Below are 22,546 nucleotides of genomic sequence, written 5' to 3' on the forward strand. Positions count from 1 at the left end.
AATAAAATCCAAATTAAAAATCTTATTTATGGTTTAAATAAAAAAATAAACCCCGAATTATATCGAGGTTTGTCATCAATCTGAGCCACCTTTAAGTGGCTTTTTTTATTTTATCGTCCTGGCAACTTTTTCCAAGTAACTTCATTACGTAAATAAGTTGGCTCTGCATCTTCAACATTAACCAGATCATTTTTTTTGTATTTATCCTTGGCAATAACAATAAGATCTTGTGCATGAGGCAATAAGATATCACTTTGTTTTATATTATTAATCATATCAGGATAAGTTTGCCACCCCGTACCTGCACAATAATGATTTTGACTGATATGCTTCACTTTTTCGATTACATTTTCAGGCTTAATAACACACTCAGCAATAACCGCTTGCCATTGCTCGTTAACGTAATGGTATTGACCTAAATAGACTTCGTTCATTCTAGCATCAATTGCGGCAATAACGTTTGTTGCTTGCGTTGTTCGATAAACACCTTGAGCCAAAGTCATCAGTGTTGATACACCTATCATAGGTTTATCAATACCTAACGCTAAACCTTGAGCCACGCCAATACCAATTCTAACGCCGGTAAAACTGCCTGGACCTTGACCAAAAGCGATTGCATCAACTTGCGTAAGTGAACAGGCTGACTGTTTAAGAAGTCTATCAACCATCGGTAATATTTGTTTAGTATGATCACGAGCCGATAAAATAAAATCGTGAGTGATTTCGTTACGGTAAAGTAAAGCAACCGAACAAGCTTCTGTTGAAGTATCAATGGCTAAAATAGTACTCATGTTTTTTCCAAAATATTTTATCTATTATCATTTAGCTTTTTAGTTATTAAAAAGTTTATAACTTTATTTATGTCCCGTGTTCTTGGTGAGGGTGGTAAGCTATTAATAAATGTTGCACCATAAGGTCGCATTACTAAACGATTATCACAGATGATAATCGCTCCACGATCATTGTGATGGCGAATTAGTCGCCCTACACCTTGTTTTAAGGTGATCACCGCTTCGGGTAATTGTACATCATTAAATGCGTCCCCACCCTGCATTTGACAATCCTCCATACGGGCTTTAATTAACGGATCATCAGGCGACGTAAACGGTAATTTATCTATAATAACACATGATAAGGTATCGCCTCTAACATCAATCCCTTCCCAAAAGCTGCTCGTAGCAATAAGTAGCGCATTACCTGTATGAATAAACTGTTCAAGCAATTTAACTTTACTGGTTTCACCTTGTACCAATACTGGTAATTTAGTTAATTTTCGAAACTGTTTAGCGAGTGCATTCATCATTGCATATGAAGTACACAAAAAGAAACAACGACCATTATTAGCTTCAATAACAGGCAATAATATGTTGGCTAATTTTTCAGCATTGCCTTGCTCATTTGGCGATGGAATATAACGTGGAACACACAAAATTGTCTGGTTAATATAATCAAATGGGCTTTCTAAAATAAGTGAATCAGCATCAGCTAATCCTAAACGTTTGGTAAAATAATCTAATTGATTATCAACCGATAACGTTGCTGATGTAAAAATCCAACTGCCTTTTCGCTGGGTTAATAGTTCAGTAAATTTATCGGCAACAGACAAAGGCGTTAGCGCAAAAACAAAATAGTTATGGCTACTTTCATACCAATAACTAAAACCAGTTACATTTGTCTCCTGCAAGCGTTTTAATAGCGTATTATATTGATTAATTCTTTCAAAACAGTTATCTAACGTTGTCGAACGTCCAACCGTCAATAACAAAACTTCGTGACAAAAGTCTAATGCATCAACAAGATAAGAAATTTCTTTTTTAACTGCTTCTTGGTTAAATAAAAAACGTAAGTTACCTTTTGGTGGTTGTTGGTTAATAACAATTCGTAAGTCTTGCGTACATTTTTGCAGTTTATCCGCACATTGCTGTAGCTGAGACATATCTTTAACTTCGGTACGATAAACTAGGTTAATTTCTTTAGCAAGATCAAAAAGTTGCCGACTAGTTAGCTGCTCACCAAAATAATGACAAGCAAGATCTGGTAGTTGATGAGCCTCGTCAAAAATCATGACATCTGCTTTAGGAATCAGTTCTCCAAAGCCCGTATCTTTTACTACAACATCAGCTAAAAATAAGTGGTGATTAACCACAACAACATCCGCATTTAAGGCTCGTTTACGCGCTTTGACAACATAACAATCACTATAGTGTTCACAGTCACTGCCTAAACAATTATCATTTGTGCTTGTTAATATTGGCCAAATTAGGTTTTCTTCCGTGACAGTTGTGCATTTGCTAATATCTCCATCTTTGGTTTTAATTGACCAATTTTTTACACGAACTAAATCAACGCGTAACTCTTTATCAAGGTCCCCTGCTGCAGCATATTGATGATACAGTCGTTCTAAACAAAGATAATTAGCTCGGCCTTTAAGCAAGGCTATTTTGCCTGTGTAATTTAATGCTTTTTTGATTATTGGTAGGTCTTTGCTGAATAACTGTTCTTGTAAATTTTTAGAGCCAGTTGAAAGTATTACTTTTTTATCGCTACGTAATGCAGGGACTAAATAAGCAAAGGTCTTGCCAGTCCCTGTTCCAGCTTCAACCACAAGAGAATGCTTTTTTTTTATTGATTCAGAGACTTTACTTGCCATGTTTCGTTGTGGCTCTCTTGGCACAAATCCATCAATAGCCTTAGCAAGCAAACCATTCTCAGCAAAATCATCAATCACTTAAAATACACCTAATATAAAAGATAAGTTCAATACAACAATAAAATGAAGAAAATATATTCTAGGAAAAATAAAGCATTATGAAAACATCACAGCTTATTTCCAAAATGAGATGAATTTATTGTCACAGAATGAAACAATTAATAACATAAAAACTGCCGTACTATACCAGTAACCGAGCGAAAAAGATATATAGGCATACCCTTGAGTCACCAAAGCCATCTTTAATTGTGAACGTTACTCATCAAAGTAAATAACGCCCTAGATTTCAAAGAATAAAGAACCAATAACAAATTTTATTTTGTCAATTTGGTTTTCAAATAAATAAAATAATGCTTAAGTCCTAATAAATATTTTTTTTGCTCAAACATTAATCGAGAATAAGCTCGTATTGAGGAGGTTTTTTTACAACTATATAAAGGCAGCTCGTCATTTTTCCATGGTGATTGTTGTAAATAAAAATCAAATAATGTTGAACGATAAGGCTGGTGCCAAGGTTTGTTTTTAGTAATATAATGAATCAAAACAGTATCATCTGGAACATTTGAATCTTCATTGCCATTTATTGATAACGCCAATAAATTATTATATTTCTTTGCTAATAGAATCCTTTTTTCACCTATTGCGATATTTAATACATCTTGATCTGGATATTGGTATTTTTCACCACTATTCAATAATGTTAGTGTTTTAGAAGTAATATCCTCCTGACACCAAAGTGGAATATTAATTAACATAACACCAGAATTAAAATAAGTGCCAAACTTTACGTTATATTTAGTACATTGAGACTCTTGCATATAGGAAACATCAGCAACAGCTGCTATAACCGCTGAGTCTAAATTAATATCAGAAATAAATGCTAAGTTTTGGAGACAAAGTGTATCACTATCAATGTAAAGCAACCTTTCAGTAACATCTCTTAAAATTATCGGAGCAATTAATCGAACACAAGCCGAAATAGGAAACTGTTCAGTATTTTTTTGGTCTATTTTGAACTGCTCATTAATGACATATTCGGTTATAGCGACATTATCAAATTTAATGGCGACAAATTTTTTTCTATTTACTTCTGAAATATTATGAGTAAAAAGATGAAAATGAATTTGCCGATTTTTGTTATTTTCAATAACAGAAATAATGTCCACTCCTGCCGATAGTGCATAATTATTGTCAAAACATAATAAAATATGTAATACAGGAGTATTATTTAAAAAATCAAATAATAATAATTTATTTCGTTTATTAATAAACTTATCTACATTAATCACACAGCTAATCCTCAATGCTTTTTGAAAGTTTTATGCTTTAAATACAGTAAATAATACTTACAAGCAGAAAAATATTTATGTTGGCTTACAAGAAGCTTAGCGTATCGTCTTGTCGTTGATGGTGCTTTCTCATTGGCAAGTAATAATTTATCATTTGCCCAAGGAGAAGATGCTAAATAACGCTGATAAAGTGGCGTCAAATATAGTTTATACCAAGGTTTATTGCCGGTGACATAATGAATAATCACGGCATCATCGCCGATCAGATTATCTTCTTTGCCGCCCACAGTCAGCGCAGTAAGATAATTAAAGCGTTTAGGTGAGAATACTGTTTTACCCTGCATTAAAATATTTAGCACATCTTGATCGGCAAATTTATAAACTTTACCACTATTAATCATCGCAAAAGCTTTTTCAGTAAGGTTATTTTGCACCCACATATCCGTATTAATATAAATCATTCCAGCATTAAAGTATTCACCATATGGAACATCACATGCTACGCATTGTTTTTCTTGTGTTTTTTCTACATCTGGCACAACTGCTGCATATTTATTGCTTAAATCAATATTAATTAATTCATTAAGGTTATTTGTACATAACACATCACAATCTAAATATAAAACTCGAGAAGTGACTTTATTTAATATTTGTGGCACAACAAATCGCAAACAAGTTGATGCCGAAACATGTAAAACCAAGGTATCGGGATTAATCGAAAAATTATCACTAATTTCATAGAAAATTATGGTAATATTTTCTTTATTGAATTGATTAAATCTTGTAATTTTTTCACTAGAGACATTATTAGCAAATAAGTGGAATACCAGATTTTTATCGGGGTTATTCAAAATTACTGAAGACATAGCAATGCTAGCGGGCATTGCATAATTATCATCAAAGCAAAATGCGATATGTGTGGTTGTTAGAGATTCTAATGCGTTATTAAATAACGTCTTAGTGCTACCGATAAAAAGATTTTCTTTCATTTTGTACTAATGGCTCGACTACGTTAAAAAATTGCCCCATTGTAACATACGTTAAATTAAACAATGAAGTAATAATCAATTTTATATTGACATATCGATTTGGTAATGACTAAATAACATGGTTAAGTTTTTAAAGAGCATTAGAAATGAATAATAGAATTAACATCGCATATTGTACAGATTCAAATTATCTTGAGCATGTAGGTGTATCCATTACCTCCATTATGCTAAATAATATGCAACATAATATTCATTTCCATGTTTTTTTATATGATGTGTCACCAGAAGAACAACATAAACTGCAAGAAATCAGTCCATTAATCACAGTTTATCCGATTTCTATAGATGAGTTAAATAAATATTCAGATCCTCAAAATAATAAAATAAAACATATCAACCGATCGATGTATATCCGCCTATCTGTTCCAAGGCTATTACATAGCAAAATTGATAAATTTATTTATTTAGATGCTGATACTTTATGCTTTTCTGACATATCAGCGATTTTAAATATAAATATAGATTCGGTCGTTTGTGCTGTAACGCAAGATTCATTAGATAAAGAAAATATCTCCAAAAATCAAAAAAGACTAGAACTGACTTCTCAAAGTTATTTCAACTCTGGTTTTTTATACATTAATGTTAATAATTGGATGAGTTTTGATACAGAAAACAAAGCAAATACAATTTTAATGTCAGCAAGGAAAAAACATTTAATATATCCGGATCAGGATGCACTAAATATAGTTCTGCAGCATCAAGTTTTATTTATAGATCCTAATTGGAATTATTTGTTTACTTGGATGGACGATAAACAAAAAGAAACATTTTTCTATAATAAAGAATCTTTACCCTATATTATTCATTTTACTGGTGCTAGAAAAATGTGGTATCAAGAACATACAGGACTTGCACAAAATATCTATCGTTTTTATAAACACTTCACACCATGGTCCAATAGTCCACTTAAAAGTTATAAACCTAAAATGCGCGTTAATGATTATCGTATTTATGCAAAAAACAATGTAAAAGATAGAAGAATAATAAATGGTTTAAAGTATTATCTACTTTATTTAATTTATAAATTAAAAAATTAGGTCTAACTAATTTAAATATACTTACAGAGCAAATTTTCTATACATAAATTAACTTATCACCATAGAAATAAGATTAACTGTTTTTTACTTAATGTTAAAAAAGAATTCATTCTACTAAATAGTCTTTACTACTAATCATATTTTTTGTAGCATTCCTTTTAGTATATAATGTAATTACTATAATTAATAATATATAAAGATATGTTTAATTCACAAAATTTTATTGAATCAACAAAAACGCTAGTTAACAAATACACCCCACATTATTCAACTTTACACATTGCTTTAGGTTTCGATAATAATTATGCCTTGCCTGCTGGAATTACTATTTCGTCAGTTATAAGCAATACGTTAGATTGTAATTTACATTTTCATCTATTTGTCGATCAAGTATCAGATTCAAATATCGAAAAGTTTAAACAACTAGCAACCGATCGCATAACCATAACTATTTATAAAATTAATAACAACTTTTCTATAAACCCCAAAACGTTAGTTTTGCACATAACTAATGCATCAACATGTATTCGTTTTATTATACCGGATATATTAAATTCTATCACAGACAGAGTAATATATCTTGACAGCGATACTATTTGTTTACAATCTTTAGCAGAAATAACAAAATATGATATTAAAAATTATATTGCTGGTGTAATACCTGATAGTAAGGATATGCAACAAGAAGTTAGTACAATGTATCCAATAAACGCAAAACAATATTTTAATGCTGGAGTTTTATTAATTAATACAAAAAATTGGAAAAAAGAAAATATATCAGAAAAAGCATTTAACTTAATTAACAATGGCAAAATTTATAAATACGCAGATCAAGATATTTTAAATATTCTATTGGAAAACAAAACATTATTACTACCTATAAAGTTCAATACTAAAATAAAAATCTCTATTGATGCTCATCAAGAAAAAAAGATAAGACCATATACTGTAATTCTACATTATATTTCACAAAACAAACCTTGGTTTAAAGTTTATCAGTCCGAAATATTTAAATATTTTTTTCATTCATCTCCTTGGAAAAATGAAAACTTACCTTTAAGTGGAAATAGTTCCTCTATTAGAAATTATTCTAAATATTTAGTGAAACAAGGTCATTATTGTAAATCAATCTACTATTATGGCATTTATTTGAAATATAAGTTATTCTTAAAAAAATAGTCATCAGAAGGTATGTTTATGATAAATAAGAATACTTCCGTTTCTGTAATTATACCTTGTTATAATGTAAGAGATTATATTACAGATTGTTTAGATTCACTGATTAACCAATATTGCTTGCCCAAAGAAATTATTTGTATCGATGATGGTTCAACCGATGATACGCTATTAATTCTTCAAAAATATGCATCAAAATGGGATTATATTAAGATTATTGAACAAACTAATCAGGGTGTAAGTACAGCTAGAAATCAAGGGTTCGAAATAGCAAAAGGTGATTACATTTTATTCATTGATTCAGATGACATCCTAAATATAAATCTACTTTATCAGTTTGATTTATTCTTAAAAAGGTCCCCTAATTTGGATCTCTTTTACTTTGATTATTCAATTTTTAAACAATGCGAAAAATCACCAAAACAAAATGAGATTAAAGCTTTTGAAACAGAAATTTTTAAATCAGGAACCGACTTATTAACTTATTTATTAGAAAGAAAAAATTACTCAGGTGTAGTATGGAGATTTATCTTTAAACGACAGTTATTGACAGAAAAATTTATTCAAAAGAATCATGAAGATCATCTTATTTCACTGTCTATTATATCAAAAGCAAAATTATCACATTATTTCAAGAATAGAACTGCATATTTCCATCGAATTCGATCGACCTCATTGTCAAATCTAAATGTTGATTATATTTATGTTGGTATATTAAAGAATGTTTTAACTGAATGCATCAAACAAATTACATCATTACCTTTATCAGATATGGCAAAACGTAATTATATTTTAGTAATGAATGTAACTTATTTAGAATCTATCTTAAAATCATCTAAATTAAATAAAAAAGAAGAAAAGGATAATCTTATTAAAGAGTTAGGCATACTGAGACTATTAATTCGAATTTATAGTAGCAATAAACCCAATATTATTAGAAATATTTTTTATACTTTAAAGTTTATGAAAAAATATGAATGCTCAATGTCAACAAAGAAAGCATTATTGAAATGTGCAATAACCAAACAACATCCTTGTTTAGACATTAGAAGTAATTATAATCAATATTCATCATTAAATAATTTTTAATGATTGATTAGGAATTATACTTCCTTCAAAGCAATAGAATATTCATTATTCATTGAAATTACTTTTATACAATTTTGCATATAAACCATCCATGGATAATAACTCTTGATGATTACCTTGCTCAACAATCTTGCCACTATCAATGACAAGTATTTTATCCGCTTTTTCAATCGTTGATAATCGATGTGCTATCACTATTGATGTTCGCCCTTTTTGAAGATCATCCAAGGCTTTTTGGATTGCTTGTTCTGATTCAGTATCTAAGGCTGAAGTCGCCTCATCAAGTATTAGTATCGGCGTATTTCGTAATAAAGCTCTTGCTATTGCAATACGTTGTCGTTGACCGCCAGATAATAACACACCACTTTCACCCACTATTGTATCAAATCCATTTTCAAGCTCTATAATAAAATCATATGCATACGCTTTTTTAGCGGCTTCTTCTATTTCATCTCGAGAATATTGACCTACTTTCCCGTAAGCGATATTATTTGCAACAGTATCATTAAACAAATGTACATTTTGTGAAACTAATCCAATTTGATTACGCAAACTATATAAAGTTAAATCTTGAATATTATTATTATCAATTAAAATTTCACCTTCACTTATATCATAAAAACGCGTAAGCAAACTTGCGATAGTTGTTTTTCCTGATCCCGAGCGCCCAACTAATGCTACTGTCTTACATGGCTCTACCAAAAAGCTAATATCTTTCAATGCCGGCTCTTGTCTATTTTCATAAGTAAAGCTGACATGCTTAAATTCAATATTGCCTTTAACTCTCTCAATATTGATTTTTCCATTATCTTTTTCGATTGGCTGTTCAAAAATAGCAAATAAAGTTTGACAAGCCGCCATCCCTTTCTGAAACTCGGCATTAACACTAGTTAAACTTTTTATTGGTTGCATTAATGCAACTAAAGAAGAAAAAACGACCGTAAACTGCCCGGGACTAATACTCAAATCAGGGTTACTCGCCATTAACAAGACAAAAGCGATAGCAAAAGAAATGATAAGTTGAACAATAGGCGTTGATAATGCAGAAATAGACACTAATCTCATACCATCACGACGAAATTTATTATTCACTTTATCAAAGTTTTTTGACTCTTCATCTTGGGCGCCAAAAAGAATAATTTCTCGATGGCCTTTTAGCATTTGTTCAACGGACATGGTAACATTACCCATTGAATTTTGCATATTTTTAGCTAGTCTTCTAAATTTTATAGAAATAAAAGAGATTAACCCAATAACAATTGGCGTAATGATAATCAACGATAAAGACAACTGCCAGCTATTGCTGAACATTGTATAAAATAACCCACAAATAAAAGCTGATTCACGTACTATCGTTATCAAAGCATCAGACGATGATGAAGCAACTTGATCGGTATCATAGGTAATGCGAGACAACAATCTTCCTGTAGAGTTTTGGTCATAGTAACTTACCGGAGCATCGACAAAATGATTAAAAAGGCGCTGACGAATATTAAGTACGATTTTTGTAGAAATCAAAGATAAAAAGAAAGAATATCCATAATTTGCGATACCACGGAGTAATACTAGTCCGAAAATATAAAAAGGCGCCATCATTAAAAAATGCTGATCATTTTCAACAAAACCTTTATCAAGTAAAGGCTGTAACAACGCAATAAGCGAAGTATCAGCAAATGCACTAAAAACAAGTAACATGACTGAAAAAAACAGAATCAATTTGTGTTTAGCAATATAAGGCCATAATTTATAAAAAGTTTTCCACGTTGATGAGTCTCGATCAATATTATTGTTTATTGATTGATTAGTATTTTTTTTCATAATTTATTTTTTTTAATTAAGCGTTAAATTGTAATTGATGCATTTTGGCATAAAGACCATTTTGTAATAATAATGCTTTATGAGTGCCTTCTTCAATGATGTTACCTTCATCAATGACTAAAATACGATCTGCTTTTTCAATTGTTGATAATCGATGTGCAATAATAATAGAAGTTCGGTTTTTTTGTAAATGCTCTATAGCTTGTTGGACAAACCGTTCGGATTCATTATCTAACGCAGAGGTAGCTTCATCAAGAATTAAAATAGGGTTATCACGTAAAAGAACCCTTGCAATAGCAATTCTTTGTCGTTGTCCGCCTGATAATAAAACACCATTATCACCAATTTCTGTATCCAAGCCATTTTCTAATTTTTCGATAAACTCCATCGCATTAGCTTGTTTAGCTGCATTAATAATATCTTCTCGAGAGTACTGATTTTTAGCACCATAAATTATGTTATCCGCTATAGTTCCATTAAATAAATGGACTTTTTGTGAAACATAACCAATTTGCTTCCGCAATGAAGCAAGCGTGTAATCTTTGATATCAATACTATCTACCAGTATTTTTCCCTTTTGTACATCATAAAACCTTGGTATTAGACTTGCTATTGTTGATTTTCCTGCACCAGAACGCCCCACTAAAGCTACTGTTTCACCTCTTTTAATTTTAAAGCTAATATTATTTAAAGATGGCTCTGTTCTTGTTGGATATGTGTATGTTACTTGATGAAATTCAATACTACCTTTAGCCCTTTTTAAATCAATGGTTCCGTTATCTTCTTCAACTGCCGAATTTAAGAGTCCAAAAAGCGACTCACAAGCAACAGAGCCTTTTTGTAATTCTAGATGGACACTTGTTAGCTCTCTCAAAGGACGCATTACCGCAACCATAGCCGAAAAAACCACAGTAAAAGAACCTGGTGTAATATCCAATGCTTGACTTGCAACAAGAAATAAAATTAATCCTAAAGCCAATGTAGCAACTAATTGAATTATCGGTGTTGATAAACCGGAGACTAGAACAATTTTTAAAAGGCCTTGTCTGAAAACCTTATTAATTGAATAAAAATTGTCTTTTTCATATTTCTGAGCATTGAAAATCAAAATTTCTTTATGCCCTTTCAACATTTCATCTGCTACAGTTGTTATAGTTCCTATACCCTTTTGCATGGAAACAAGTGCATGTCGAAATTTTTTTGCAATAAATTGAGCAATAAAAATAACTAATGGCACTATCACAATTAAAACTAAAGCAAGCTTCCAATTTCCATAAAACATCACTACGCATAAACCAATAGCGTAGGCTATTTCTCTAACTAATATAATAAGAGCATCTGATGATGCTTTCGATAATAATTGCGTATTATAGGTTATTACCGTAACAAGTTCCCCAATTGGTTTTTTATCAAGAAAACTAATAGGGCTTCTTACCAAATGATTGAATATTAATTGTCTAAATTTAGCAACTACTTTTCCCGATAACCAAGACAGGCAATAAGTGGAACAATAATTCGACAAGCCACGTAATGCAATTAAGCTAATAATGCCAATTGAAAAAAGAATCAATAAATCATAGTTTTTATCCATCAACCCATCGTCCAACAAAGGTTTTGTTAGAGAAATTAAAGTTGCATCGGTTGCCGCATTGAATAAAAGTGCAATAATTGCAGCAATTAAAGCTTTTTTATGTGGATAAATAAATGGCCACAATTGTTTTATGGTATTTAATGAGCTATTTTTATTTGACATAAGGAAGACATGGAGTTAACGAGATACAAAATTATACTATAAATTCCTTTTGATTTTAAAATTTTATTACAATTCTTTTTCAACTAGAAAAATTTCTTTTTATCTATATAATAGAGCTTGGTAAAGCTTAACATAGTTTTATTCTTTACAGTATTAAAGAACACAATTTAATAATAATTGGTTTAGTCAAATATGATACAATAGGGAATAGGCAATGTATTTTAATGCAAATGATATTATAAAAAAAAGAATAAGATTTGGTATTAATCATAACGTTAGTCAATTAAATATTGCATATGGTATCGATAAAAATTTTCTTTTGGGGTGCACTGTTTCAATCACGTCTATTTTGCTAGCTAATCCTAATTTAAATTTTAGTTTTCATATATTTACAAATTATATTAATAAAGATCTTGAAAAAAATTTAACTCTACTTGTCAATAAGTATATTACAAATATAACAATTTATTTAGTAGATGATAATAATTTATCTAATTTGCCTGTGACTAAAAATTGGACGATAGCTACCTACTTTCGATTTATTGTTGCTGATTATTTCTATGAAAAAATAGATAAAATTCTTTATCTTGATGCCGATATTATATGCAAGGGATCCTTGGAGGAATTGTTTGCATTAAATTTTGACGATAATATTGCCTTTGTAGTTATTGAAAAAGATCCAATATGGTGGGATAACTGCGCAATCCGACTTAACGAAAATAAATTATCATCGGGCTACTTTAATGCAGGTTTTTTACTAATTAATCTAAAAAAATGGAAAGAACATAATGTGAATAGTAAAGCATTAGAGTTACTTTCTGATTCAAAACTATCAAAAAAATTCACACATCTGGATCAAGATGTATTAAATCTGTTGTTGCTCGAAAAAGTTAAATTTCTTGATAGGAAATATAATCAACAAGTCAGCATTAACTATGAATTAAAATCAAACATTAATTTTTGCTCGCCTATTTCAAATGAAACAATATTAATTCATTATATCGGCCCAACAAAACCATGGCATAATTGGGCAAAAGATTACAAATGTTCCAAATATTTTATAGATGCTAAATCTGCTTCTCCGTGGAAAGCGGCACCATTATTATCAGCAACTACATCTAAACAAATGAGGTATTGTGCAAAACATAGGTTACATCAAAAAAAATTATTTTCGGGGATAATTTGTTATCTAATATATTGTGTAAAAAAAATAAAAATCTAAAAAATACAACCTTTTTATAAAACGTCACAAATAATTGAATCTAACATTGCATTTGGACTGTATTGATACAAAGTATCTAAGGTAACAGATGAAAATCTAGACTTCAAAAAGCTTTCAATATTTTGATAATTTTCACCATCAAGAACAAAGATTTGATCTGATGAATAAAAATCATATTCTTTGATAGATTTATTAGTAGTAATTAATTTTTTATTAAATAAAATAGCTTCAATAGCCCTTAAGGTCACACCCGATTGGCCAATTTTCCCTACTTCTAAAATGATATCACAATCCTTTACTTTATCTATATTATCGAAATAACTTATTTTTTCTCCTGATTTAAAATAGTCAGATTGCCCAAATGGATAAGTCATTTGTGTTGATGTATAATTAATTAAATTAAAGTCTGTTTGATAACCATTTTGTTGTAAGATAGGTGCAATTTTATTAATAACTTCGACTCTATTTTCCAAATACTCGCCTATAAAAAAACAAGTTTTTATAGTATTACAGAATCGATTAGACTCTGCCCTCAACTTTTTCATTTCTGGAAAAGTAAATGGTAGAAATTGATTTAAATATGTAAAGTTGTATTTCCGACAATCATCAAAATCAAAGCTATAAATTTTATCAAAAAATGGTATGATTTTGTTTATATAATCTTCGTGCTGGCATAACCATTTTTTTTTATTTTTCATGCTATTATTTAACACTTCAACTGTATCTCGTAATACTAAAACTTTATGGCATTGAAGATTTTTGACTAAGTCAATAAATCCAGAAATGGCAAAGCCACTACACAATAGAATATCATCAGCCTTCAATGTTCTCAATTTCATAAATTGGTGTAATTTGATAAACCATTTCCTAGGAAAATTTTTTCTAGCTAAGAAAAAATTAATATCTCTAAAATGTTTCATCAATTGATTAAGAAGAACAACATCATATTCAGATTTTAAGACATTAACCATATATTTTTCATAGTCAGCATTCCACTCAGCAAAATAAACGGTCATCAAATAGCCTAAATAGATTTTATTTTAGAAATACAAGAAATTAATTTTTCTCTCCAGTTGGAACCAGATAAACAATATTTTTTCAATTTATCCATGCTCATCACCGAATATAATGGTCTCTTAGCTTTAGTAGGAAAAGATTGAGTATTAATTGGGAAAACATTAGGTGCCTGAACCAATAATTTTTGCTCTAACGCTATATCAAGTATCTCTTTAGTAAATAAAAACCACGAAGTAGACTTATCACCACAATAATGATAAATACCACCATCAGCATTTCTTTCAAGTAGTTTAATAATTACTTTTGCAATATCTCCTGCATAAGTAGGATTGCCAATCTGATCATCTACAACAGACAATTCAGATTTCTCGCTTGCTAATTTTAACATAGTTTTAACAAAATTATTGCCATACTCACTAAACACCCAAGAGGTTCTGATAATCATCGCTGAAGGAGCATTTTCTAAAACCGCAAGTTCACCTTTGCGTTTAGTCTTACCATATACATTAATTGGATTAGTTTTATCACTTTCCACATAAGGCTGATTTTTAGTTCCATCAAATACATAATCAGTTGAAACATGGACAAGTTTAGCATTGTATTTTTGAGAAACCATAGCCAAATTTTTGGGACCAATAGCATTGACCTGATAAGCTAACTCATACTCATCTTCCGCTTTATCAACCGCCGTAAAAGCTGCTGCATTAACAATAACATCAGGTCTATATATAGACACATAATTATCAACAGCTAAACTATCAGTTATATCTAATTTTTGACTATTAGTTACAAGTAACGTCCAACTTTTAGGACATATATCTTGAAAACAATGCCCTAATTGACCATTTGCTCCAATTAACAAGACTTTCATAAGGTCAAAATAACTCCTGAAGTTTTTTCCCCAATTTATCCTTTTCTGATAATATTGGGTTGGATACTGGCCAACGGATATTAACCGTTGGATCGTTCCATAGCAAACATCCCTCAGATGAAGGATCATAATAATTTGTACATTTATATTCAAAGTCTGCAATATCAGACAACACTACAAAACCATGAGCCAGACCTGGAGGTATCCATAATTGGGTTTTATTCTTTTCAGAAAGTATAACACCAACCCATTTACCATAAGTTTTTGAACTCTTTCGAATATCTACTGCAACATCAAAAACTTCACCTCGAACGACTCTAACAAGTTTACCCTGAGAATTTTTGTGTTGAAAATGTAGCCCTCTTAAAACCCCCTTTTGTGAACGAGAATGATTATCCTGAACAAATTTGAATTCTATTCCTAACTTTTCTTGATAACGTTTTTGTTCAAATGTTTCTAGAAAGAATCCCCTTTCGTCACCAAAAATTTTAGGATGTACTATTTTTACATCAGGAATATCTGTTTGAATTACCTTCATTATAATATCTCATCTCCTATCAATTTTGCTAAGTATTGACCATATAATGTTTTACCTAAACATCTTGCTTCCTCTTTTAATCGCTCTATACTTAGCCAACCATTACGATACGCAATCTCCTCAAGACAAGCCACTTTAAATCCTTGTCTTTTTTCTATGACTTGAACAAATGATGAAGCTTCAAGCAAACTATCATGTGTACCTGTATCAAGCCAGGCAAAACCTCTCCCTAAAATTTCAACATTTAATAATCCAGCTTCTAAATACAACTGATTAAGAGTAGTTATCTCTAGTTCACCTCTTGCTGATGGTCTGACTTTTTTCGCCATTTCAACAACATTCTCATCATAAAAATAAAGTCCTGTAACAGCCCAATTAGACTTTGGTTTAATTGGTTTTTCTTCAATAGATAGTGCTTTAAAATTTTTGTCAAAATCAACCACGCCAAAACGTTGAGGATCAACAACCTGATAACCAAAAATAGTTGCGCCTTCTTTTTGAGCTACAACTTTTTCCAATTTTTTACTAAAACTTTCGCCAAAAAATAAGTTATCTCCTAAAATTAGAGCGCAATGTTGTTTTTGAATAAAATCTTCACCAATTAAAAAAGCCTGAGCCAATCCTTCTGGCTTAAATTGTTCCGCATAGCTAAGTTTAATGCCAAAACGAGAACCATTACCTAACAATCGTTGAAACATAGGTAAATCATCTGGTGTTGTAATAATTAAAATCTCACGAATACCTGCTAACATAAGTACAGATAATGGATAATAAATCATTGGTTTGTCATAAATCGGTAATAACTGTTTTGATACACCCCGAGTGATAGGATAAAGACGAGTTCCTGAACCGCCTGCCAGTATAATTCCTCTCATAAATTTACCTCATCAATAATACCTTGTCTTGATCGTGCATACGAACCATCTTTAATATGCTCGCACCAACTTTTATTAGTTAAATACCAATTGACGGTCTTACGCATACCACTTTCAAATGTTTCTTGCGGTTTCCAGCCTAAATCTTGATAAATTTTAGAAGCATCTATAGCATATCGTTGATCGTGACCCGGCCGATCTGAAACATGAGTGATAAGATCTCTATAATTTTTTATATTATGGGGCTTATTCGGAACTAATTCTTGGAGTAAATCACAAATTAAGTTTACTACATCTATATTTTTTTGCTCATTATGCCCACCAATATTATATGTTTCTCCAACTCTTGCTCTAGTGGCGACAAGATAAAGTGCTCTAGCATGATCTTCTACATATAACCAATCCCTCACTTGTTGACCATCGCCATAAATAGGTAAATGCTTCCCTTCTAGAGCATTTAGGATCATTAAAGGAATAAGTTTTTCGGGAAAATGATAAGGACCATAGTTATTTGAGCAATTTGTTACCACAATTGGCAATCCAAACGTTCTATGCCAAGCCCTAACTAAATGATCACTTGAGGCTTTTGATGCTGAATAAGGGCTACTTGGCGAATAAGGCGTTTTTTCAGTAAAAAGAGCATCAGTTCCATGTAAATCGCCATAAACCTCATCAGTAGAAATATGATGAAAACGAAAACTTGCTTGTTTACCTTTATCTAAAGTTTGCCAATAAGCCAATGCGGCTTCCAAGAGCGTATAAGTACCAACTATATTGGTTTCAATAAATGCAGAGGGATTATCAATAGAGCGATCAACATGGCTTTCGGCTGCTAGATGCATAATGACATCTGGACAAAAGCTAGCCATAACTGAGTTAAGAGAGTTGCGATCACAAATGTTAATTTGTTTAAAATGGAATCTATCACTTTTTAATACACTATCAAGCGATTCCAGATTTCCTGCATAAGTCAATTTGTCAATGACTAATATTTCATCATCTGTGTATTTAATAATATGCCTAACAACAGCTGAACCAATAAAACCTGCACCACCTGTAATCAATATTTTCATATTAGTTCCAAAGAATGTTTCGGTTAAATAATAGATAGCTAATAATGTTAAAAAGTTAATTAGAAATTAACTCTTATAGTTTAACATGCTTTAAATTGTATTTAAAATGATTTATAACCTATTCAATTGAACTATAAAACAGGATATAATCATACAGGCATGATAGGGGTGAATATAGAGAGAGAAATACAATGATAAAAAGAATAGCTTCACAGAAATCGGTAAAAATTAAGTTTTTGGGGATAACGATATATAAAAGAAACTTTAATCCTAGAGAGCAATATTTCTTAAAAAAAATACTTGTGATAAAAAAAGATCACGAACGAAAGACAGTTAAATTCTTGGGTTTTAACATCCTAACTAAAAAACAGTCCATAAAAAATAACATTCTTGATTTGGTCGCTGATACTACTAATAGCATGCAGGAAGAACCTAGAATTAATCAAAATGAATTAAGTTCATCAAACATATTGTGGTTTACACCTACTTCTCCACAAGATCAACTTTGGAATGATCTTAAACCAGCTAAATACACATCAAATACGAAATGTGTCGTTATACTTCCCGTTTATAAGGGACTAGACGAAACATTATGTTCAATTTATCACGCGTTAAAAAGTCGAATTTCAGATAAATATAGCTTACTAGTTATCAATGATGCTGGACCGGATGAAAAATTAAATATAAAACTAAATGAATTATCAAAAAAAGGGTTGTTTGATTACCATTTAAATGAACAAAATCTTGGTTTTGTAAAAACAATCAATTTTGCAATTAGTAATTTATCTCATAATCTTGATGTCATATTACTTAATTCTGATGCTTTCGTTTTTGAAGGCTGGTTTGAAAGAATGATTGATTACGCAGATAAAGATGAAACTATTGCAACAATAACACCTATGTCAAACAACGCTACTATATGTAGCTATCCTTTTACATGTCAAGATAACAATCACAACCTCGAAATTTCACCCGAAAAATTAGATAAGCTAGCAGCTAAGATAAATAAAGGATTTTATATCGAAACGCCAACGGGTGTTGGTTTTTGTTTTTATATGAGAAGAAAAGTAATTAACCAAATAGGTATGCTTGATGATATCTCTTTTAAAGTCGGATATGGAGAAGAAAATGATTTCTGCATGAGAGCGATCCATGCAGGTTTTAAAAATATTATCATTGGAGATGTATTTGTATATCATGTCGGATCTGTTTCTTTTTCCGCCATTAAAGCAGAAAATATGAAAAAAGGAGAAAATGCATTAAAATTAAAGCATCCAAATTATCTTAATATGGTTCATAATTTTATAAATATTGATCCTGTTTTTATATTGCGTCGTAATTTGGACGTTGCAAGATTAAAGTTGAAAATCGGGCAGAAGAAAAGCATCGTAATTGTTACTCATGCATGGGATGGGGGAATTAATACATATTTAGAAAAAATTATAGGTCAATATACTAATCAAGGAATTGATTGTATTCTGTTAAAAGTTCACGATAAGAAATTTTATTCTATTTATTCTCATGAAAATGATCAATTTAATCTATGCAACTTAAAAAATTTATCACTAAGTTGTGACTTTGTTTTTTTAGATCTATTTTTTAAAACTATTCAACCAGTTTTAGTACACATCAATAGCTTTGCAGGCCTTGATTGGCATCATCATCAAAAACTTTTATCTTATTTTTCTTCATCTAATTTAAGTTACAAATTTATCATTCATGATTATGCCTGTATGTCATATGATTACAAATTACTAAATCCAGAATATCGCTATGAAGGAGTACCTTCATTAAGACAGAGAAATCACTGGTATAATGTAAAAGCAGTTCCAGGTGATTATGACATTAACACTGCTGATGCCTATGAACGACATAAAGCATATGCATCATTCTTAAAAAGATGTTTTAAAATCGAATCGCCATCTTATCGCGCTAGAGATATCGTTCTAAAGGATTTTCCTAATTTAGATATTGACGTTATCCCGCACGACGATGGGTTAGATGATATTTTACCTACAGAGAGAAAAAAAGAAAAAAATAAAATAAAAATTGCGTCAATTGGTGCTCTTAGTATTGAGAAAGGTTCACAAATACTTTCTACATTAGCAATTGATTCTAAAAATAGAGATTTAAATTTATCATATTTTTTAGTCGGTTTTAGTAATCCTGGTGATCAACACGTAATGAAAACAAATAATGTCACAGTCACTGGTAAATATAAAAACAACAAAGAATGTATTGATAAAATTAGAGAAATTTCCCCTGATTTAATCATATTACCAAGCATATGGGAAGAGACATTTTCTTACACTTTATCAATAGCTTTGGCTCTAAAAATACCTACATTAGTTTTTGATATTGGAGCACAATCAGAAAGAACCAAAGACCTCAGTTGGGTGGTAAAATTAGATCCATTACTAATAAATAACCCGAGAGGTATTTCTGATTTAATTATTAATTTAAATATTGATAAGCTATGGGATGAAGCTAGGGAAAAATAACAGCTCAAGAAAATAAGTTTAGAACCAATCATTATAAATGATTTATTGTAGGAATTACTCGCGTTGTTTACAGTAATTTGAGAAACTAGAGTAATGAATATACATAAAAAAAAGCAAAACTAACGCCTTATCACAAACAAGAGATATGGCGTTATATCATAAAAAAATAACCGTCACTGATTTGGCTAAACGCTTTATGGTCAGTCGCCCGACAATTTATAACGTGCTAAAGAAAGCTCGATTGAAGCTTTTTGTCCCTCTAACCAGTAAATGAACGTTATAAAACTATCTGTTATGGTATAAAACGTCTGGTTAAAGTTGAAAAATTTATTGAAGGTAAATTAAGACGGCAGGCTAAACGCTATAACAAAAACTCCGGAAAAAATGCTCTACGTTGATACCAAACGTTTACTGGTACTTAAAAATGAAATGAAACAGCAAACACAAGACTATTTATTCGTTGGCATTGATGATTTTTCACGCGAGAGCTATGCGGGCATTTACTCCGATAAATCCCAATTTAGCTCAGCACTATTTTTACAAAATGATGTGTTTAGCTCAGCCCAATGTTCTTATGCCATTGAATGTATGTATTCCGATAACGGGCGCGAATATCAAGACATAAGTGAACACCTATTTGTTAAAACGTGTAATACCCATCGGATAAACCAGAAATTTACTAAACTTGCCTGCCCACAAACGAATGGAAAAGCAGAAAGAGTGATACGTACTTTAATGGCGACGTGGCATAACCAGCAAAAATTCGAAGATTCAAAAGATAGGCAACAAAAACTTAAGCGATTTATTAACTATTATAATAAAGTTAAACCGCATAAGGCGGTTTCGGGGAAAACACCTTATGAGTTTTTAGAGGATTATTTTAATCATGAAGTGTAAACAACTCTATGCTTTCCTAAAGATTTATAGTAAAAAATAGATAATCATTTTGAGTAAATGATTGGTTTTATTAATTTAAGCTAGTCCACATTTTTGTTATATATTCTTTTAATTCTTCTTGCTAATTTTTTAAAAAATGTATTCTTATATTTTAAATATCGATTTTCTAATTTATTATAAGAGTTTAATAATGCATTATACTTTTCCAAATTAACGCTATTTTCGGATAACAAATGATTATTATGGATTAAAAGACTATTAATCGTAGATGTTACTTCATCAAATCTTAAAATAAGTTCATTATACTTTTCCAAATTAATACTATTATCTGATAACAAATGATTATTATGAGCTGAAAGACTATTAATCGTAGATGTTACTTCACTAAATTTTAAAACAAGCTCATTATGGGTAATAGTTAATTTATTAAATTTATCTAAAACAATGCTATTTTCTGAAATTAATTGTTCATTTTTAGACGATAAATCATTCAGCTTCATCAACAACCCATTATGGTATACAGACAATTCATTATATGCATTGTAATATTGTTTAATTGATTTAACAATTTCTGATTCAGATCTTATTTTCTGACGATCCTCTAAATCGATAAATCTTGAATTATACTTTTCTTTAGACGCTTTAATTATAGTAATGATATAGGAATCTAAACAATATTTAGATAAAACTTCATGTCTAATTTGATGAATATCCTCTTTAGCTTTTTCATAGCCAACAATGATTTCTTCAACTATCTCTCGTGCAGAGATCTTTCTTAAACAGCACCTCCCAGAATAATTAAATTCTTCTGCTTTTTTATAATTAGTTGCAGATAACCAGCCAATCCCACCAAAATGATCGTAGCAATATACTGGAGTGTCACCTACAATGGCATATTGAACGGTTTTGCCAATAGTAATAACTGCATTAGCATTTTCAATCATCACAGGTGTTAAACGCTCTATATTCCCTCGGACGCCAATATTCATCACATTTAATGAATATTCCTTTTTTAAAATTTCTATAGCATCAAGGATTTCCTCAGGAGGATGATTACTAACTAGAAGTATATTTTTTAGAGGCTGCTCTTTTGTATTTTTTTCTTGATAAAATTCAGACGGTGAAGCATTGAATAAAACATCACTAATCTCAACAGGCAAACCTAAATTGCATAAGTGATAGAATGTTTCTTTGCTATTAGTAAAAATCTTATTAGCAAGCAATCTCTCGGTATATAAACCTAACGTTTCTAAATGCTCGTACGGTGATAAATGGGCAAATACAAAATATGTATTATTATTGAAGTTATCTATATAACGATCAACTAATATAGGCAATACCTGATGTTGAGCCCAAACAATGTCATAACTGAAAGGATCTGGTAAAGCATCTGTAGTTAATAAATTAATACCCGAATTTTTAACAATATCAGCAACAGGCGATCCTATATAATTGGCAACAATATCAACTAGATAATTGTTTTTTTTGAAGCATTCTGCAATTTCTAAGGCGACAATTTCAGAACCTCCGATATTAGCCATATGGTTAGTGCATATTAATACTTTTAACATAAATTATGTAACCATGTTGTTATTACACTAGAATTAAAATGAATTCCCATTAATATTATT

19 protein-coding genes are annotated in these 22,546 nt (G+C 30.6%); 7 read left to right on the top strand and 12 right to left on the bottom strand.

The features are described from left to right. Positions 1-110: 110 nt before the first annotated feature. The 4 genes from tsaB to GQ593_RS10975 form a co-directional block, all read right to left on the bottom strand. On the bottom strand, positions 111-791 hold the full coding sequence (gene tsaB / locus GQ593_RS10960; RefSeq protein WP_160432059.1) for a tRNA (adenosine(37)-N6)-threonylcarbamoyltransferase complex dimerization subunit type 1 TsaB: 681 nt from the start codon (positions 789-791) through the stop codon (positions 111-113). A gap of 17 nt (positions 792-808) precedes the next feature. After that, the gene (locus tag GQ593_RS10965; RefSeq protein WP_160432060.1) at positions 809-2,728 is read right to left on the bottom strand and encodes a helicase C-terminal domain-containing protein; all 1,920 of its coding nucleotides are present in this window, start codon (positions 2,726-2,728) and stop codon (positions 809-811) included. Positions 2,729-3,024: 296 nt separating this feature from the next. Then, positions 3,025-3,999: a glycosyltransferase gene (locus tag GQ593_RS10970; protein ID WP_160432061.1), complete on the bottom strand. Its 975-nt coding sequence runs from the start codon at positions 3,997-3,999 to the stop codon at positions 3,025-3,027. A gap of 11 nt (positions 4,000-4,010) precedes the next feature. Beyond that, a complete protein-coding gene (locus tag GQ593_RS10975) occupies positions 4,011-4,988 on the bottom strand; it encodes a glycosyltransferase family 8 protein (protein ID WP_160432062.1) in 978 nt (325 codons plus the stop codon). Positions 4,989-5,134: 146 nt separating this feature from the next. Between GQ593_RS10975 and GQ593_RS10980 the strand changes: the two genes are divergently transcribed. From GQ593_RS10980 to GQ593_RS10990, 3 genes are all read left to right on the top strand, one after another. Beyond that, complete coding sequence (locus tag GQ593_RS10980; protein WP_160432063.1) at positions 5,135-6,085, top strand: glycosyltransferase family 8 protein; 951 nt, start codon at positions 5,135-5,137, stop codon at positions 6,083-6,085. A 201-nt stretch (positions 6,086-6,286) separates the two neighbouring features. After that, on the top strand, positions 6,287-7,264 hold the full coding sequence (locus GQ593_RS10985) for a glycosyltransferase family 8 protein (RefSeq protein WP_160432064.1): 978 nt from the start codon (positions 6,287-6,289) through the stop codon (positions 7,262-7,264). 18 nt (positions 7,265-7,282) lie between these two features. Continuing rightward, positions 7,283-8,350, top strand: a complete 1,068-nt coding sequence (locus GQ593_RS10990) for a glycosyltransferase family 2 protein (RefSeq protein ID WP_160432065.1) — start codon at positions 7,283-7,285, stop codon at positions 8,348-8,350. A 45-nt stretch (positions 8,351-8,395) separates the two neighbouring features. On the opposite strand, the gene msbA (GQ593_RS10995) is transcribed toward GQ593_RS10990, so the two are convergent. Further along, the gene (gene msbA, locus GQ593_RS10995) at positions 8,396-10,168 is read right to left on the bottom strand and encodes a lipid A ABC transporter ATP-binding protein/permease MsbA (RefSeq protein ID WP_160432066.1); all 1,773 of its coding nucleotides are present in this window, start codon (positions 10,166-10,168) and stop codon (positions 8,396-8,398) included. A gap of 16 nt (positions 10,169-10,184) precedes the next feature. After that, complete coding sequence (msbA, locus tag GQ593_RS11000) at positions 10,185-11,921, bottom strand: lipid A export permease/ATP-binding protein MsbA (protein ID WP_160432067.1); 1,737 nt, start codon at positions 11,919-11,921, stop codon at positions 10,185-10,187. 214 nt (positions 11,922-12,135) lie between these two features. Here msbA (GQ593_RS11000) and GQ593_RS11005 point away from each other — a divergent pair, with 214 nt between their 5' ends. Then, positions 12,136-13,143 carry a glycosyltransferase gene (locus GQ593_RS11005; protein ID WP_160432068.1) on the top strand — a complete coding sequence of 336 codons (1,008 nt, stop codon included), beginning with the start codon at positions 12,136-12,138 and terminating at the stop codon, positions 13,141-13,143. A 14-nt stretch (positions 13,144-13,157) separates the two neighbouring features. Here the strand turns inward: GQ593_RS11005 and GQ593_RS11010 are convergent, their stop codons facing one another. The 5 genes from GQ593_RS11010 to rfbB are packed head-to-tail and all read right to left on the bottom strand — an operon-like array spanning position 13,158 to position 17,517. Beyond that, positions 13,158-14,159, bottom strand: a complete 1,002-nt coding sequence (locus GQ593_RS11010) for a hypothetical protein (protein WP_160432069.1) — start codon at positions 14,157-14,159, stop codon at positions 13,158-13,160. A gap of 8 nt (positions 14,160-14,167) precedes the next feature. Beyond that, entirely contained in the window at positions 14,168-15,031 is an 864-nt protein-coding gene (rfbD, locus tag GQ593_RS11015) for a dTDP-4-dehydrorhamnose reductase (RefSeq protein ID WP_160432070.1), read from the bottom strand. A 4-nt stretch (positions 15,032-15,035) separates the two neighbouring features. After that, a complete protein-coding gene (gene rfbC / locus GQ593_RS11020) occupies positions 15,036-15,569 on the bottom strand; it encodes a dTDP-4-dehydrorhamnose 3,5-epimerase (RefSeq protein WP_160432071.1) in 534 nt (177 codons plus the stop codon). After that, positions 15,569-16,444 carry a glucose-1-phosphate thymidylyltransferase RfbA gene (gene rfbA / locus GQ593_RS11025; protein WP_160432072.1) on the bottom strand — a complete coding sequence of 292 codons (876 nt, stop codon included), beginning with the start codon at positions 16,442-16,444 and terminating at the stop codon, positions 15,569-15,571. Before rfbA ends, rfbC begins: the two co-directional genes overlap by 1 nt. Beyond that, positions 16,441-17,517, bottom strand: coding sequence for a dTDP-glucose 4,6-dehydratase (gene rfbB, locus GQ593_RS11030; RefSeq protein ID WP_160432073.1), 1,077 nt, complete (start codon positions 17,515-17,517; stop codon positions 16,441-16,443). Before rfbB ends, rfbA begins: the two co-directional genes overlap by 4 nt. A gap of 191 nt (positions 17,518-17,708) precedes the next feature. Between rfbB and GQ593_RS11035 the strand changes: the two genes are divergently transcribed. From GQ593_RS11035 to GQ593_RS11045, 3 genes are all read left to right on the top strand, one after another. Continuing rightward, complete coding sequence (locus tag GQ593_RS11035; RefSeq protein WP_160432074.1) at positions 17,709-20,018, top strand: glycosyltransferase; 2,310 nt, start codon at positions 17,709-17,711, stop codon at positions 20,016-20,018. 145 nt (positions 20,019-20,163) lie between these two features. Next, positions 20,164-20,292, top strand: a complete 129-nt coding sequence (locus GQ593_RS14295; protein ID WP_160432075.1) for a helix-turn-helix domain-containing protein — start codon at positions 20,164-20,166, stop codon at positions 20,290-20,292. Between the two features lie 110 nt (positions 20,293-20,402). Further along, positions 20,403-20,915, top strand: a complete 513-nt coding sequence (locus GQ593_RS11045; RefSeq protein WP_202115472.1) for an integrase core domain-containing protein — start codon at positions 20,403-20,405, stop codon at positions 20,913-20,915. Between the two features lie 80 nt (positions 20,916-20,995). Here GQ593_RS11045 and GQ593_RS11050 read toward each other — a convergent pair whose 3' ends face one another. Next, positions 20,996-22,456 (bottom strand): hypothetical protein, encoded by a 1,461-nt coding sequence (locus GQ593_RS11050; protein ID WP_160432076.1) that lies wholly within the window; start codon positions 22,454-22,456, stop codon positions 20,996-20,998. Between the last annotated feature and the right edge of the window lie 90 nt (positions 22,457-22,546).

Origin of the sequence: Gilliamella sp. Pas-s25 (genome assembly GCF_009795885.1) — a bacterium.
Lineage (GTDB): Bacteria > Pseudomonadota > Gammaproteobacteria > Enterobacterales > Orbaceae > Gilliamella.